Consider the following 15865-nt stretch of genomic DNA (forward strand, 5'->3'; position numbering starts at 1 on the left):
AAATAAAATTTATATATAGTGGTGGTTATCGCTTTGCACATTTACGCGTACGAACGCTCGGTATAAAAATGATATTCGGCGATTATGCCATAAACCGTTTGTTTTTAGCACGCTTAGGGTGATTGAAATATATCACTCATTACGACATAAGCGAGTAGCACCTGCATACCATAGTCACGCTGCTTAATACCCTCGACTATTTCATCTATTGTTGCATCGTCCTGATAAGTCATTTCTCTGCCTGTGGCATAGGTCAGTAGTTTTTTAACTAAATTTTTAGCAAAAATATCTTTGCGTTTAAGCAATTGCTTTTTTAAATCCTTTTCATTAGTCACCACATCACCGGATAATAGTTGAGCATGGCCATCAATATTTTTTGCTAACTTTTTAGCTTTTTTCCATGGTATGCCGTGCGGAAAATACTTATAGCGCAAGCCACCAATCGGATTATAAAACTCTAATGGAAAACCCCACGAGTCTATTTTTGCATGACAATCATTACAGGTGTCTATGCTTCTGTGTTTTGCTAATTGCTCTTTAATTGTCGTTGCGCCTCGTGTATCTGGCTCTATCGGCGGAACATCTGCCGGCGGAGGTGCGGTTGGTGTTCCCAATAAACTTTCTAATACCCATACACCGCGTAATACGGGGGACGTATCAACCCCATTTGCGCTGGTGGTAAGCACACTGGCATGCCCGAGTAATCCGCCACGACGAGCTTGTTTGGGTAATTTCACATACTGTAATTGCTCGCCAAACTCGCCATCAATTTTATAGTGTTTGGCTAGGCCGTCATTGATAAAACTGTAATCAGAGTTTAAAAATTCAGTAATAGGGCGGTTTGCTTGAAGTATAAAATCAACTAAAGCTTCGGTTTCGGCCAACATAGCCGTTTCTAACCTATCGTTATAATAAGTCGGATATTGTTTAACACTGGGTGCCATTGCTCCAATTTTATCTAACCTCAGCCAAGCACGAGTAAAATATTTTGCGAATGCTTTTGATTTGGGATCCTCAAGCATACGTTGTGTTTGTTGCCATAAAATTTGCGGATCATTGAGTTCATCCCGTGCCGCTAACGACAATAGTGTCTCATCTGGCATTGAGCTCCATAACAAATAAGATAGCCGTGTCGCAATTTGGTAACTATTAAGCTTAGCTTGCTCACTGCTGCCTTCATCTAAATACAAAAAACGAGGCGACGTTAGAATTGCGGTCAAGCCTTGTTTAATGGCTAATTCCGCACTTTGCCCACTTTTAATACGAGTTTGTATAAAATTAATATAAGGTTGAATTTGTTGTTTAGTGATAGGTTGGCGAAACGCCTTGCGCGCAAAATTAATTATCGTTTTTTCGATATTAACGTCATTGGCATCTGTGGTATCACCAACTATATCGACATGGTTTTTCGGTGGCCATTCATTGTTAAAAGGACCTTGTAATCGCATACCATGAATACGTACACGAGGGCCTTGATAAAGTTCGGAAAACGCTTGGTAATTATCTGCTAACTTGGGAACTGGCTTTCCTTCTTTTAATAAGCGCTTTTTATCATTATCGTTTAATTTAATTGTTTCAGGTAAATAGCGCTTTTGAACTTGGTTAATGATACCAAACGTTCTGCCAGGGCCATTTATCCAGTGCACGTAAAATGATGAACCTTTAGGTAGCCAAACTGAAACTTCATAGGTTTTTGCTTGCTCAGTTAAATCAAACGCTCCAATAAAGACTCGACCATCACTTGCCCCCGGTTTTAGCAATTCGGGTTTAGGCACATGCCATAACCCTAGCTTTAACGGTTTATCGTGATCGATTTTAATTATCTTTTTATCATACGGGTGATCCAAACCAACGGCAGAAGCCGCGACGGTAATTTTGTATATACCGTTGGCCGGTACACCTTTTTTACTAAAACGAGTAGGATAAACTGGCCAAAATTCATCAACTTCACCATGGCCTATATCGACATATTTATGATCTTTATCTATCACCCGATATGAAACAGATGGACGAGTGATTTCTTTTTTATGAAATAACTTGGTGGGCGGAAAATGCCAAGTTTTATTACGTGGCTGGCTTTGGTTAAAAACCAAAGTTTGATCTAAGTAATGATCAGCAGCTTGCATATATAACTGCAGTTGATAGTCAGATAATATTTGTTTATCACCCAAATTCGTAAACCCATGATGGCTTTCATCACGAGGAAATGCTGTTGTTGCGTCGGATGCATCTGGGTATACACCTAAAAGGTCACGCAACGTATTCTTATATTCATAACGCGTTAATCTGCGCAATATCGTATGTTGAGTTTGTGCAAGATGTTCTTTGTGAGTGAGGTAATCCGTCATTTGCGCAATAATATTTTTACGTAATTCGTGACTAGGTTGTTCACCTTCATCTGGCGGCGGCATTTCACTTAAATTCAATTGCTCTAGCATGTCATGCAGTGAGTCATCGTCTAATGGTTTTTCACCGTTAACAAATGGAACAAAGTTTAAATCACCTTCTTCATCTTCTGGGTTATGACAACTGACACAATACTTATCGACAAATTGCATAATAGAAGGATCGATATTATTAGTGTTATTAACGGCCCAGGCATTAGAATTCAACAAAAGGTAACACAAGAGTGATGGTATAAACTGAGCTTTTAGCATTTTAGTTACCGTAGACATTAGCTTGATCTCAACTGCGTTAATGAGCCAGTAGCTAAATTAAATGAGTCTGTTTCAATACCAAACTGTTGCAACATAGAAACATATAAATTAGCGGCAGGTATTGAGTTACCCGAATTATTTTGTGATGAAAAACTTAAATGCTGACCATGTTTAAATCCGCCACCAACCAATAACAAAGGCAGGTTTTTATTTGAATGAGAATTTGCATTGCCCATACCACTACCAAGTAATGTCTGCGTATGACTTAGCAATGATGAACCATCACTTTCTTTTATTTCATCTAGTTTGCTAATAAAGCGAGCGAATTGTTGAGTATGAAATTTTTCAATAATAGATAATTCGTTAATATATTCTGTCACTTTACCGTGGTGAGATAATTGATGATAACCTCGACTAATATCTAAACCGCCGGCATTGCGGCCAATATCATAAATTTCGAAGGTGACGATACGGGTTAAATCTGTTTGTAATGCAAGGGCGATCAAATCATAAAATAGCGGTACTCGATCAACAAAATCCGCACTATCAGCTCCCATGGATAGGTCATAATCAACTTGAGGTTTAGGAGTATCGATCCACGACTCAGATTGTTCTAATCGTTTTTCGACTTCACGAACACTAGTAAAATATTCATCCAATTTTTGCTTATCTTCAAAACCAACCCGTTTTTCAAGAAACTTAGCATCGTGTCTAACTAAATCGAGAATACTGGTTTGCGCCGCTATTTCTTTTCGTTTTAACTGTTTTTGATGTTGATTAAAAGGCTTAAACAACATGTCGAATGTTTGATTCAAACTTTCGATAGGTGGAATAGCCGAACCATGGGCATTCCATGACATTCTATTGGTTAAATCAGAACGTGGTGATAATTGTAGTGATGGGAAACGAGTTAACTTACCAACATGCTGAGCTGCTTTTTGATCTAGGCTGATATTAAATTCAGGAAAATTCTTCGCATTCTTAGATAAAATACCAGACAAAAAAGCATGTACACCGCGATGCCCACCAGTCGCGTTTTCACCATGGTCGAGACCAGATAAAACAGTAAACTGATCTTTAAATTTTGCTAGCGGGCTTAACAAAGGCGGTAAAGAATAATTTAAACCTGTTTGATTTGGAAAAAACAAATCGGGCACAAAACCAAAATGTGTACCCACACAAACCATGCGCTTAGGTGCAGGAATCTTATTTTTTGGGCTAGCCATCACATTCAATTGAGGTAATGCCATTGCAACACCACCTAAGCCTCGCAAAAAACTGCGCCTATTTAACGTTAATGTTTTGTTCATTTAACCCAAAAACTACATAGTATAAATATTGAAAACATCATATCTAACAAGATTTAACAATCATCAATATTTACAAAGTTTTACTTTTACAGGTGAAATGCATTTACTACACCGAACCCATGCAACCGATAATGTAGATTATGTTAAATATAATCTAAACTGGACTTGGTTCCAGTTGGTTTAGATAGCGCCATTCAAATCGAGAATTTCCGGCACAAAGTTAGCTTTTCCCCACTAAAAGTAAATGTCGATTTAATACCAAGTATCAATAATTAGTGTAATCCTGGACGTTTAACTAGGTTTCACTAAAATTTACCAAGTTAAAAACCGTATTTAAGTGACTTATATTTGTAGTCACACAAAGTTTACTCCATATACTTAGTAACCCTATTTAATTAGCGCAAACTTTAGGGTTACCGATGACATTAAAAACAAACAAATACAATTACTTTCTTAAACTAATACTTTTAATAATATTGTTACTCATAAGTTTTAACGTTGAGTAAAAACACCAAGAAACAAATTTTTTATTTGATCTAGTTAACAATTCGGCTTAGTCACTTAAGGTTATGAATGGCTTTAAGGTGTTACGCACTAGGCTACCAATTCAATTTAATTTTGATTAGTTGAAATCTCACTTGTTGTTGAGGCTCGCTTAAAGCGCCTACTTTTGGTGCCTCGACAATGGCTGTAGATATTAGGAAATATCGCGGCTAGAAACCAAGCCTGAAGCAGCTCTGCTGCTATTTTAAAAATTAATTTCGACCTACATGGATGTAGGAAATGCCGTTAAGCGTCAGGAACTGCGAACGGTGACCTACATTAATTAAGTTTTTCTTACTACCTCAGTACTTTCAACTGATCATTTCTTTCTGAAAACAGTATAGCTTGTTAGTTATAACAAAGTTGACACGGGCAATAGGCGGCGTACAATTATTTATGTTATAACAATGTAATTACTTAAGGAGGGTGGAATATGCGCACTCAGGTACGAAGAATCGGTAATAGTCTCGGTAATATAATTCCTGCTGCTTACATCAAACAACTCGGCTTAGTTGAAGGGGCTGACATTGAAGTTAAAGCAGATGGAAAAAAAATTATTATTGAACCAATCAAACGTCAGAAAAAGCGTTTTCCGTTTAGTGAAAGAGAGCTATTAAATGGTTTAGATGCTCATACCGCTCATGCTGATGAGCTGGCGTTCGTATCGGACAAAGAGTTGGGTGAGTAATGGCTCAATATGTACCTAAACGCAATGAAATTATTTGGTTAGATTTTGAGCCAGTGAAAGGTAAAGAGATCGGGAAGTATCGCCCTGCATTAGTCCTTTCTAGTAAAGAATACAATCAGCAAACAGGGTTGTTAATTTGCTGCCCAATTAGTACCAGTATTCGAAGTCAAGCTACCGAAGTGCCAGTAAATAACCTCGATAAACCCAGTGTTGTTGCTTCCAGTTTGATTCAAACTCTTTCGTGGAAAGACCGCAGTGCCAAGAAAATTACCACAGCTGACAATGGTGTAATGGAAGATGTTTTGCTAAGGCTTATACCGTTGATTGGGGCTGAATCGTTATTTGAAGAATAACGATAGGAAAACACGGTTTTTAAGCATCAAATTATTAGCCCTGAATAGCTAATAATAAGTTCTAACTTGGATTTAAAACTGCTATCGGAAATCTACTCCGCCAATAATACTATGTTAAGATCAATGCCATATCTGACTAGTTAAACCATTACAAGGAACGGTAAATGCTCCGTCTGTTTCTCACACTGTTAATTTGGCTATTATCTTCTTTACCCGCTTATGCTCAACAATTAGAAGTCATTGATATCAATCAGTCAGTTGATAAATTCGCTAATAGTCGACCTGAACATTTAGTTGTGTTTGATAACAAGCTGTTTTTTGTTGCGGATGATGGGACTCACGGTAAAGAAATATTTACTTATGATTTTGCCACGCATGACGTTTCATTAGTTGCCGATATCGATCCTGAATTGTATCAAGATAGCCATGCTGAAAATTTTACCGAGTACAATGGTGATTTATATTTTACAGCTTGTGCTGGCGGTATAATCGGTTGTGAATTATATAAGTACGATAAGCAAACGGCTGAAGTGAGTTTAGTTGTTGATGTAGACCCTGGTTTTTTCAGTAGTCACCCAAATTACCTTACCGTTTTAAATCAGACCTTATATTTCACGGCCGAATACGGTGCGTATATTAATGAAAACGAATTGTATTCTTTTAATGCGTCAACTGGATTGACTCGCAGACTCACCAGTTTTGAGTACCAAGGCATTAAACCCAACATACAGCATTTACAGTCTTACGATGGCAAACTCTATTTTCAATCTTCTCACGGTGACGTAGGTAAAGAATTATATCGCTACAACCCCAGTAACGAACAAATAGAATTAGTTAAAGATATTAACCTTAATGGTGATGCGGATGTCGCTTATTTAACCGTGTATGACGGAAAATTATATTTTAGTGCGACAGATGGTAGCAATGGCTATCAATTATATGAATACACGTCTAACACTAATAATGTCAGACAAGTTACCCAGCTTACAGGGACTGACGAAGACGATTTTAAAACAAGCTTAGTCCACCAAGGCCAGCTTTACTTTGCAGCAAACTATCGACTTTATTCCTATGACGCAACGGCAGACCAGTATCAAGAAGTGGTTGATGCATTAGACTCAGAACGGTTTTCAGGACCTGAATACCTAATATCGGTTGGCAATAAAATATACATGGAGTCATCCGGTAGTATCTACTCTTTTGATTCAGTCTCTAAAACCGTTACCCATGAATTGACTCAAACGGGTAACAGTTCTTATATTTCACCTCGATATTTAGTGGAATACAATGGCAATTTATATTTTCAAGCTGATGATGGGTTTAATGGCGACGAGCTATATAGCCTTGACCTTGCCAATAGTGAATTTAAGTTAGCAGCAGACTTAAACCCTGCAACCGATGACAGTAATCCAAGCTTGTTTGTAGAATACGAAGGAGATGTTTACTTTCGTGGCGATACAGGACAAGGCCGCGAATTATTAAAATATCAGGTCGCTACAGAAAGTATCGTTTCAGTTAATGATATTGCAGACGGCGTCGATATATCCAACCCTTCAAATTTATTGATCTACAAAAATAAACTCTACTTTACTGCCAGTAGTAATAGTGATGGGTTTAATTTATATCGTTACGACGCGAATACAAATGCAATTGAGGCGATCGCAGACATTGGGTTTTCCCCCATAAATTATAATAATCAAGACTATTTTGCTGTTTATGATGGTGATTTATATTTTACTACGTCATCTGACACAACAGGTTATGAACTGTATAAATACAGTGAAGATAATAACCTTGTGGAGTTGGTTAGTGATATAAAGCAAGGCAGTTCAAGCGGATTTCCAAAAAATTATATTGTCTATCAGAACAAACTCTATTTTTCTGCTGACGACGGGCAAACGGGAACTGAGTTATATGTATTTGATTCAACTACTGGCAATTCAGAATTAGTTTATGACCTAAATGATGGCGGACTGCTGGCGGATGATAGTAATCCAGCTAATTTTACCATCTATAAAAACAAACTGTATTTTAGTGCCAAAATAGGCGGTTACTATAGTTCAAGAAAGCTGCATGTTTATGACGGTACAACTAATGTCATTGACGCGGTTATTAATCAAACTACTGACCTAGAAATAATAAACCCAACAGATTTGGTGGTTTATAACGATAAATTATACATGTCGACTAATACCCTGTCCTATTACGATGCCGAGACGGGTTCCGTTACCAATATAGCTGAAACGGATCGACCGACTGATCTGACGGTTTTTAAAGATAAACTTTATTTCAGTTCGGACTATCAATTTGATTATGGCCAAGAGCTTTATGTTTATGACGTCAATAGTCAATTAGCGACTCTTGTTGAAGATATTTACCTAGGCATTGAAGATGCCGATCCAGAGTATTTATTTGCCACAAATAATAGACTATTTTTTTCGGCAACCAGTCAAGCACTGGGTGAAGAATTGTACATTCTTGGGTCCAATATACCGGCTTCAGGAACGGTTAACATTAAAGTATCCAATGGTGTCAATTACACCTTAACGGCTATTGCCAATATAGAAGATAAAAACGGTTTAGGGGATTTCGACGTTCAATGGCAATTAGACGGGCAAAGTATCCCTGGGCAAACTTCGGCTAGCCTTTTAGTTGAAAATTCTTTTGCTACTGGTGTGTTATCTGCCGTAATAAGCTTTACCGATGGCGAAGGTAATCTTGAATCTGTCCATAGCGCGCCTTTTATCATTGGCGATTTTGATAACGATGGCTTAAATGACTTTGTTGATACTGATGACGATCAAGACGGTATAGAAGACTCGTTCGATACCGATCATGACAATGATAATGTATTAAACAACGAAGATGCGTTTCCTTTGGATGCCAGTGAAACATCAGACGCCGACGGTGATGGTATTGGCGATAATCAAGATACAAATACTTATTTGTCTGTTTTAAGTCAAACCGTTACAAACCAACAATTTACCATAGAGAGTACAGGTAGCTCGACTGACGTACGTCCATTTTTAGAAAACTTACTTGAACAAGTTGGTGGCGATTTAACCCTAGTCGATGTTATTTCTGGTAATACGATGAATGCAGGGATCCATCAAATTAAGTTTATTATCAGTAACCATTTGGATAATCAACAAACATTGGCCCTTAGCGCTAGAATTAATCCGCAAGTTTGGATCCCAGATAACAAATCAATATTAAGTGGTGAACCACTCGTTATTCCTATTGTGCTATTTGGCGATCCTGTTGAATACCCTGTGACATTGCAGTTTTCAATACCTGACGGGTTTGAAGCCGAATCGGATTTAGTGCTTATTACAGAGGGGCAAACAGCAGGGCAATTGGTGTTAACCCCAAAAGATCTATCGGGTGAATTTAGCTTAGAATTGCTTTCCGCTGACAATGCCGATCTCAACGAATTTATGACGACTCAGATCACAGTCATAGCCGATTTACCTCCTAGATTATCAGCTCAATTTATATCAGGTGGTCACCCTATTACGGTTATCGGTTCTAATGTTGACGATATTCAACTTAATGTGTTTTTACAAAATGAAACGAATGAACACCAATTAGAAGTGTTTGTCGATGGACAATCAATTGGTGTTTACGATGCAAATACATTAGCTCAGCAGATTACGTTAAATACATCGCAAGCCAGTGACGGTAAAAAACAAGTTATCGTAGAAGTCACCGAGCTTAATCAAAATAATAATTTAACAGCACAGATTGAACTGTCTTTTTATGTTAATTCTTCAATCAATTTAACAGAGCAATTAGATTCTGATAATGACGGGATCTCGGACCATGAAGAAGGCACAAAAGACAGCGATTTAGATGGCATTCCAGACTATTTGGATAGTAGCAATAACTCAGCAGTTAAAATGCCTTTTGACAGTGGAGAATTAATAAGTTTATCTGGCAACTTAACGATAGGTGAAACTCGCTTAGCTATTGATAATGGCTTATCGAGTGGTGTTGCTATATCAATTGCTGAGTTTGAACAGTATACAGGAGAGCTAATTGCTAATGATGACGAAGTTGAGTTTATTTCTCCAATTATCGACTTTAAAGCCACAAATGTTAGCGGTTACGCCGAAGTAGTCGTTATGCTACCAAACTTTGCTAGTGATGAACTAACAAGGTATCGCAAACTTAATAGCGAAAACAAATGGCAAGATTTTATAATTGATAACAACAATTACCTCAGTTCGGCATTTAGCCAGTCAGGTAGTTGCCCAACAAGTAATCAAGATTATCAAAAAGGCATAACCGCTGGCGCGGATTGTATCGCGATCCGTATCAGCGACGGCGGGCCAAATGATGCAGATGGTTCTGAAAATGGCGTAGTTGTCGACCCTGGTGTTTTTGTTAAATTACCCGAGCCAGTTACAACTCCGGTGCAACCACCCGTTACGACTCCTGACGTGACGGAGCCAGAACCCACTAAGCCTGATGAAGGTAGCCCCGACCAATCACAACAACCTACCAATGGCAGTAATACTGACAATGAGGGTTCATCAGGTGGCTCAATCGGGTATTTAGTTCTAGCTTGTTTATTGCTGCTATTCTTGCGAATGAGTGCAAAACGCCAACCAAGATAACAAACCGTATTTCGACAGGCAAAATATAGGCCTGTTGAATGCTTAATAAAAATAGCTTTTTGTTGGAAAGGCTTGGTTTATAAGCCTTTCTTTATTGCTATTTTGCCAACCTTACCTGTTTTATTTTCTGAACAGAACAGTTTGCAGGCTATACAAGCACAAGTACCATCAAAAGTGGATACTTTAAGGTTATTGACCAAAAAGCCCTATGATTACTCTCTCTGCTGTCAAATCATTTAGCAGTTATTTTTATAGTGACGATAAAAAATTTTAGTTGTTATTGTGGCGGCGTTAAGCGTAAAACTGCGCCAAAATTCTTTGGGGTATCTTGATGATTAGATTAGTGACTTTATCGGTCTTATTTTGTTGCGTTGTTAATGCTTTTGCTAATACCGTAAACAAAGCTGACGAGGAAGTGTTAAATTTGTATGCACAGCAAACAATTCAAGAACTGCAATCGGGTTTAATAGCACTTAAGCAAGCAAACCGACTAGATAAACATCAAGTTCGTACTTTAGTTGAAAAAACGTTGTTAAAACCGTTTGATACGCATTACTTTACTTATAAAGTACTAGGTAAAAATTTAAAGCAATTAACTTCATCCGAACGTAACGCATTTACCCATGCCCTAACCTATAATTTAATAAATAGTTATGCCTCGGTATTAACACGTTATAATGGCCAAGCTATTTATGTCAAAAAAGCTAAGTTTCAGCCATCTGGTACAATCGCGATTGTGCCAATTATATTGGGCACTGAAAATAAGTCGCAATTGCTGACCAAATGGCGTTTTGACAGTAAAAACACTCAATGGAAAATGTTTGACATAGAAGTCGAAAACCTCAGTTTGGTTAATACCAAACAAAAAGAAATCGCAAGCCGAATAAAAGCAGTCGGCTTATTAAACACCTTAAAAGAGTTAGAAAAAGGGAATAAAAACAATGAATAATTTCGCCCCACAGCAAATCTTGGTCACATTGCTGGTTGTGGTAGCGGCTTTTGGTATAAAAGTCGCGATGAATTATTGGGTTAAACGTAACAAATCACGTAGTGATGAATTTGAGAAAAGGCACTTACTCAATACCAGTAAAAATCTAGTAAATTTATTACTGGTTATTGCCCTATTCGTGATTTGGCATGAAGAGTTACAAAAGTTTGCACTATCTATCGCGGCTTTCATCGTTGCGATAGTGTTGGCAACTAAAGAAGTGATTCAGTGTATTGTTGGTTTTGGTTACATCTCCAGTACCACACCATTTCGTATTGGCGACTGGATCCAAACAGGTTCTTATACTGGCGAAGTGGTTGAAACAGACTGGGCTAAAGTCACTTTACTTGAAGTAGATACAGCTAGTTATAGCTATACCGGACGTAGCGTATTTTTACCAAATAGCCAAATGTTGACTCAACCCATTAAAAACCTCAATTTTATGCGACGTTACGTTAACCATTCGTTTAGTGTTGTGCGTGAGGACGCCGGAGTCAATCCATTTGTATTTAAGGACGATATTATGGCCGAAGCTACGCGATTGTGTGCAGACTTTGCAACAGTAGCTGGCCGTTACAATACCTTAATTGAAAACAGGCTAGATGCAAAACTAGCTGGGCCAGAGCCAAGTGTTAACTTTACCTCGACAGATTTAGGTAAAACCCGCGCAACATTTAGCATTTTTTGCCCAACAGAATCAGCGATAGAAATAGAGCAGCAATTAATCGCTTTCTATTTGACCCTTTGGTACAAGGCGAAAAAAGCCGCTAAAGAATCAAAAGAGAACGATAAGGAAGAGTCATGATCAGTATAGAGCAAAAAAAAGCGGCGTTTGACTGGTTAATCGATCAAGCCGCTAAGGGTACCAATGCCCTTCCTATTGAAGCCGCACAGTTTTCAGACTCTGATTGGGCTTTGTTACTAGAAAGTGTCGCGAATGAACACAGGCTAGGTATTTGGCAATCCATTCCGCAAGCCTTGCAGTCTCAAGTACTGGCTGAAATGCGTGGCGATGCGCGTAACTTATTGGCGTCGCAGCTTAGTAGTTCTAGTTTAAACACGCTTGCAAGGGAAAGTAGCAGCGAAGATTTAATTGAAATTTTAGACGTTTTACCTAATAAAACTGTTGCTAAAATTATCAAGAAACTACCGGCCGAATCACAAGTTCAGGCGGAAGAATCACTTGCGTATAAAGAATCTGAAATTGGTCGCTACGCCAGTAAAGATGTATACACGGCTATTAGTCATGCAAGCGTAGGTGCGGTATTAAGTGAATTAAAAGAAATAGATTTACCCGCTTACACTGACAGTATCACCTTGGTTAACGAATCAGGTTTATATGTAGGTGAAGTAGACTTAAACGCGATATTTAGTGCTAAACCTGAACAGCTAATGGAAAATATCATTGCAGCTAACGTTCAAGTTATTAACGCCAAAGCCAGCTTAATTAATGCATCTGATCAAGTAAAATCAAGTGGCCGCAGTATGCTACCTATTGTTAATGATGATAATAAGTTGATAGGTCGCTTTTCATTGAAAGATGCATTAGATGTATTTCAAGAACACTACGAAGCCCAGTTATCACATATGGGTAACGTTAGCGACGAAGATTTATTTGCACCTACGTTATTAAGTGCCCGAAGACGTGCAGTATGGTTGGGTATCAACCTAATAACAGCCTTTATGGCATCATTCGTCATCGGTGTTTTTGATCAAGTTGTGGCGCAGGTCGTGGCATTAGCCGTGTTAATGCCAATTGTTGCCAGCATGGGCGGTATAACAGGAAGCCAAACCTTAACCTTAACGATACGTGGTTTAGCAACAAATCAGCTAAGCCAAAGTAACTTTAAAGTGCTAGGTAAAAAAGAAGTGCAAATTGCATTTTTAAATGGCCTGCTTTGGGCCAGTGTGGTTGCCATTATTACTGGGTATTGGTTTGATAGTTTAGGTCTGTCGTTAATTATTGCCTTTGCTTTGGTAATTAATATGGCTGTGGCGTCATTTTCTGGGGTTATTATTCCTATCATCATGGATAAAATGGGGATAGACCCGGCATTGGCTGGCTCTGTGGTATTAACCACGGTTACTGATGTAGTCGGCTTTTTTGTCTTTTTAGGATCCGCTGCAATAATTTTGGTGTAAACCGGCTACATTAATAATAAAGCAGGAACAAAAAGCGTGTTTAAGCTAAACACGCTTGCTTGTGTGCCTCGTCAAAGGCTGCTGAAATTGGGCAGTATCCCGCCTAAAAACCAAGCCGGTAGCCGCTCTGCTGCTATTGTCGAAATAAATTTCGACCTACATGGATGTAGGGAATGCCGTTAAGCGTCTGGAACAGCGCACGGCGACCTACATGGATGTAGGGAATGCCGTTAAGCGTCTGGAACAGCGCACGGCGACCTACATGGATGTAGGGAATGCCGTTAAGCGTCAGGAACAGCGCACGGCGACCTACATGGATGTAGGGAATGCCGTTAAGCGTCAGGAACAGCGCACGGCGACCTACATGGATTTAGGGAATGCCGTGAAGTGTATGGTTTGGCGCATTAAGCGAGCGCTGAATCTACAAAATAGCTAACCTTGTTTCAACTTTAACTTTAACTAATCTAAATTAAAAAACAATAGTGGTTATTTGCCACGCTTTGCCTTTATTCCAGCCAATGTAAAAACCAACAACCCAGCCAAAATACCGGGTAACCCTTCATACACGGCTTGATGTAATTCATTAATACGCCAAAGTAATGCTGTAATAAAACCAACAATAATAGCGATTAAACAGGTGTTCTGTTGTGGTCTTAACCCTAAGCACAGCACAATAAGTAAAGGGGCAAATGCACTAGCTAAGCCAGACCAAGCTAGTATCACCATATCAAACACATTATTATTACCCATTAAGGCGATACCTAAAGCGCAGCCAGTGATAAAAACAGTAGTCAGTTTTAACCAAATAGTATTGCTAGTTTTTTTATTCGATAAATCATGGGTCACAGCCGATGAGCAACTAAGCAATAAGGAATCTGCGGTAGACAAGGTTGCTGCAAAAATTCCGGCTAATACCATCCCTACTAAAGCGGGTGGTAACAACACCATAGCCATGGTCGGCAAAGCCAGTTCAGCATCGAAAGTGGAAATATCAGGTATGTAAAGTCGAGACAATAAACCGACACAAGTCGCAAAACTGTAAAAGATAACAAACCACACATAATACCAAGCCCTTGCCTGCTTAATATGATGTTCAGAATCCAATGCCATAAATCGAACCATGATGTGTGGTTGCCCAATGACAGAAAAGCCAGCGACAAACCAACTTAGCACAAACACAACCATACCCGCCGCACCGCTTATAAATAAATCTTGCGGAAACCAATCAAGATAATTCGGAATATTAGCCATTTGCGCGTAAGCTTGCGAAAATCCTCCTTGATTTAACAAGGCTACCGCTAGTAAACAAGTCATAGCGAAAACCATCACGAATGATTGCACTGCATCAGTCCAAATAGATGCTCTAATACCACCCGAAAAACAATAAGCACAAACTAAGATGGCCCCAACAACAGCCCCGCTCCACAGTGGCCACCCTAAAAGAACATGTAAGGCTTTACTACCAGCAACCAACTGCGCGGCTGCATAAGTAATTAAAAAACAAAACGATAAAATCGCTATTAATTTTTGAACATTGATATGATCTTGTTGATACCAATTACTCAACATACCAGCGTAACTCACCTGTCCGCTAATTTGTGATGCCACTTTTACTTTACGGTGCACGTAAAGAGAAGCAACATAATCACCTAGGATCCAACCGAACATTAACCAAATGGCTGATAAACCTGCGCTATAGGTATAGCCAATAACCCCAATAAACATATACCCACTGTTATTGGTAGCGACAGCCGATAAACCGACCAACCAAGGTTTAACCGACGCACTCGCTAAGTAATAATCTTTTTTCGTTTGTTGACTCTTTCTAGCAGAAGATAAACCAATGGCAGTAATGGCCAATAAGCATAATAAAAAAGGCAGTAACATCAGTAGCTAAACCTAGGAAATTATGTGTAAAACGTACCCGTCGATTTGGGTAGGTAAAGAAAGGCTTTTTTGAATCAGAGTTAAATTAGCCGTTAACCTTGATTCAAGTGTTTTATACAAGCGCATAAAAGGTGTTCGGCCAATATCCGCTAAAATCACTTGCCTATTGGGCTTATTCATAAAAGCGCTAATTAAATCAATTAACTCTCGTTGGGTATTGGGGTTATAACAAATGTCAGCCCCAAGCAGCATATCGAGATTGTGATTGGCTTGACGAGCCATATCGGCAAAGCTTGCCTGACTAAAACCGATATTGACTCCATTAACTTCATTAAGTAACGCCTGATACGGTTGGGCATTTTTGTCTACGTCACTCGCACACACTTTTACATTAAACTGTTTGCCAACATAGGTTGAAATGGCTCCCCACCCACAGCCAATTTCTTGTATTTTTTGTCCTTTAGGTAATGAAAGGCTAGATAAATAATCCATCATTAAAAAACTAGATATCCAAACTTTATTAGCTAAATAGCGAGGTGAATCATTGTTAATTTTGATGTTTTGTACCCTATGGTGATTAGGTTTTACAAATTTTATGCCTTTAAATGAAAAGCTCGGATCCGACGTTTTCATCGATGTTGGGGCCAGTTGTTGAGTATGGTTCACTATTTATTCGCT

11 protein-coding genes are annotated in these 15865 nt (G+C 38.7%); 7 read left to right on the forward strand and 4 right to left on the reverse strand.

Annotated features, from left to right (window positions below; genetic code table 11):
- Positions 1–113 precede the first annotated feature (113 nt).
- Together C2869_RS01005 and C2869_RS01010 are read right to left on the reverse strand one after the other, a co-directional pair.
- A complete protein-coding gene (locus tag C2869_RS01005; protein WP_159083970.1) occupies positions 114–2612 on the reverse strand; it encodes a DUF1592 domain-containing protein in 2499 nt (832 codons plus the stop codon).
- A gap of 62 nt (positions 2613–2674) precedes the next feature.
- On the reverse strand, positions 2675–3967 hold the full coding sequence (locus C2869_RS01010) for a DUF1552 domain-containing protein (protein WP_199915612.1): 1293 nt from the start codon (positions 3965–3967) through the stop codon (positions 2675–2677).
- 976 nt (positions 3968–4943) lie between these two features.
- On the opposite strand from C2869_RS01010, the gene C2869_RS01015 reads away from it, so the two are divergent.
- The 7 genes from C2869_RS01015 (at position 4944) to C2869_RS22420 (ending at position 13736) form a co-directional block, all read left to right on the forward strand.
- The gene (locus C2869_RS01015; protein WP_108601184.1) at positions 4944–5198 is read left to right on the forward strand and encodes an AbrB/MazE/SpoVT family DNA-binding domain-containing protein; all 255 of its coding nucleotides are present in this window, start codon (positions 4944–4946) and stop codon (positions 5196–5198) included.
- On the forward strand, positions 5198–5551 hold the full coding sequence (locus tag C2869_RS01020; RefSeq protein WP_108601185.1) for a type II toxin-antitoxin system PemK/MazF family toxin: 354 nt from the start codon (positions 5198–5200) through the stop codon (positions 5549–5551). The genes C2869_RS01015 and C2869_RS01020 overlap by 1 nt, the downstream gene beginning before the upstream one ends.
- A 164-nt stretch (positions 5552–5715) precedes the next feature.
- Positions 5716–10170 (forward strand): hypothetical protein, encoded by a 4455-nt coding sequence (locus tag C2869_RS01025; protein WP_108601186.1) that lies wholly within the window; start codon positions 5716–5718, stop codon positions 10168–10170.
- A 331-nt stretch (positions 10171–10501) separates the two neighbouring features.
- Complete coding sequence (locus C2869_RS01030) at positions 10502–11119, forward strand: MlaC/ttg2D family ABC transporter substrate-binding protein (protein ID WP_108601187.1); 618 nt, start codon at positions 10502–10504, stop codon at positions 11117–11119.
- Positions 11112–11963 (forward strand): mechanosensitive ion channel family protein, encoded by an 852-nt coding sequence (locus tag C2869_RS01035; RefSeq protein ID WP_108601188.1) that lies wholly within the window; start codon positions 11112–11114, stop codon positions 11961–11963. The genes C2869_RS01030 and C2869_RS01035 overlap by 8 nt, the downstream gene beginning before the upstream one ends.
- The gene (locus C2869_RS01040; RefSeq protein ID WP_108601189.1) at positions 11960–13300 is read left to right on the forward strand and encodes a magnesium transporter; all 1341 of its coding nucleotides are present in this window, start codon (positions 11960–11962) and stop codon (positions 13298–13300) included. Before C2869_RS01035 ends, C2869_RS01040 begins: the two co-directional genes overlap by 4 nt.
- Positions 13301–13562: 262 nt before the next feature.
- Positions 13563–13736 carry a hypothetical protein gene (locus tag C2869_RS22420; protein ID WP_159083971.1) on the forward strand — a complete coding sequence of 58 codons (174 nt, stop codon included), beginning with the start codon at positions 13563–13565 and terminating at the stop codon, positions 13734–13736.
- A gap of 50 nt (positions 13737–13786) precedes the next feature.
- On the opposite strand, the gene C2869_RS01050 is transcribed toward C2869_RS22420, so the two are convergent.
- A complete protein-coding gene (locus tag C2869_RS01050) occupies positions 13787–15187 on the reverse strand; it encodes a sodium/proline symporter (protein ID WP_108601191.1) in 1401 nt (466 codons plus the stop codon).
- A gap of 12 nt (positions 15188–15199) precedes the next feature.
- Complete coding sequence (locus C2869_RS01055) at positions 15200–15853, reverse strand: class I SAM-dependent methyltransferase (protein WP_108601192.1); 654 nt, start codon at positions 15851–15853, stop codon at positions 15200–15202.
- Positions 15854–15865: the final 12 nt, after the last annotated feature.

Source organism: Saccharobesus litoralis (assembly GCF_003063625.1).
GTDB lineage: Bacteria > Pseudomonadota > Gammaproteobacteria > Enterobacterales > Alteromonadaceae > Saccharobesus > Saccharobesus litoralis.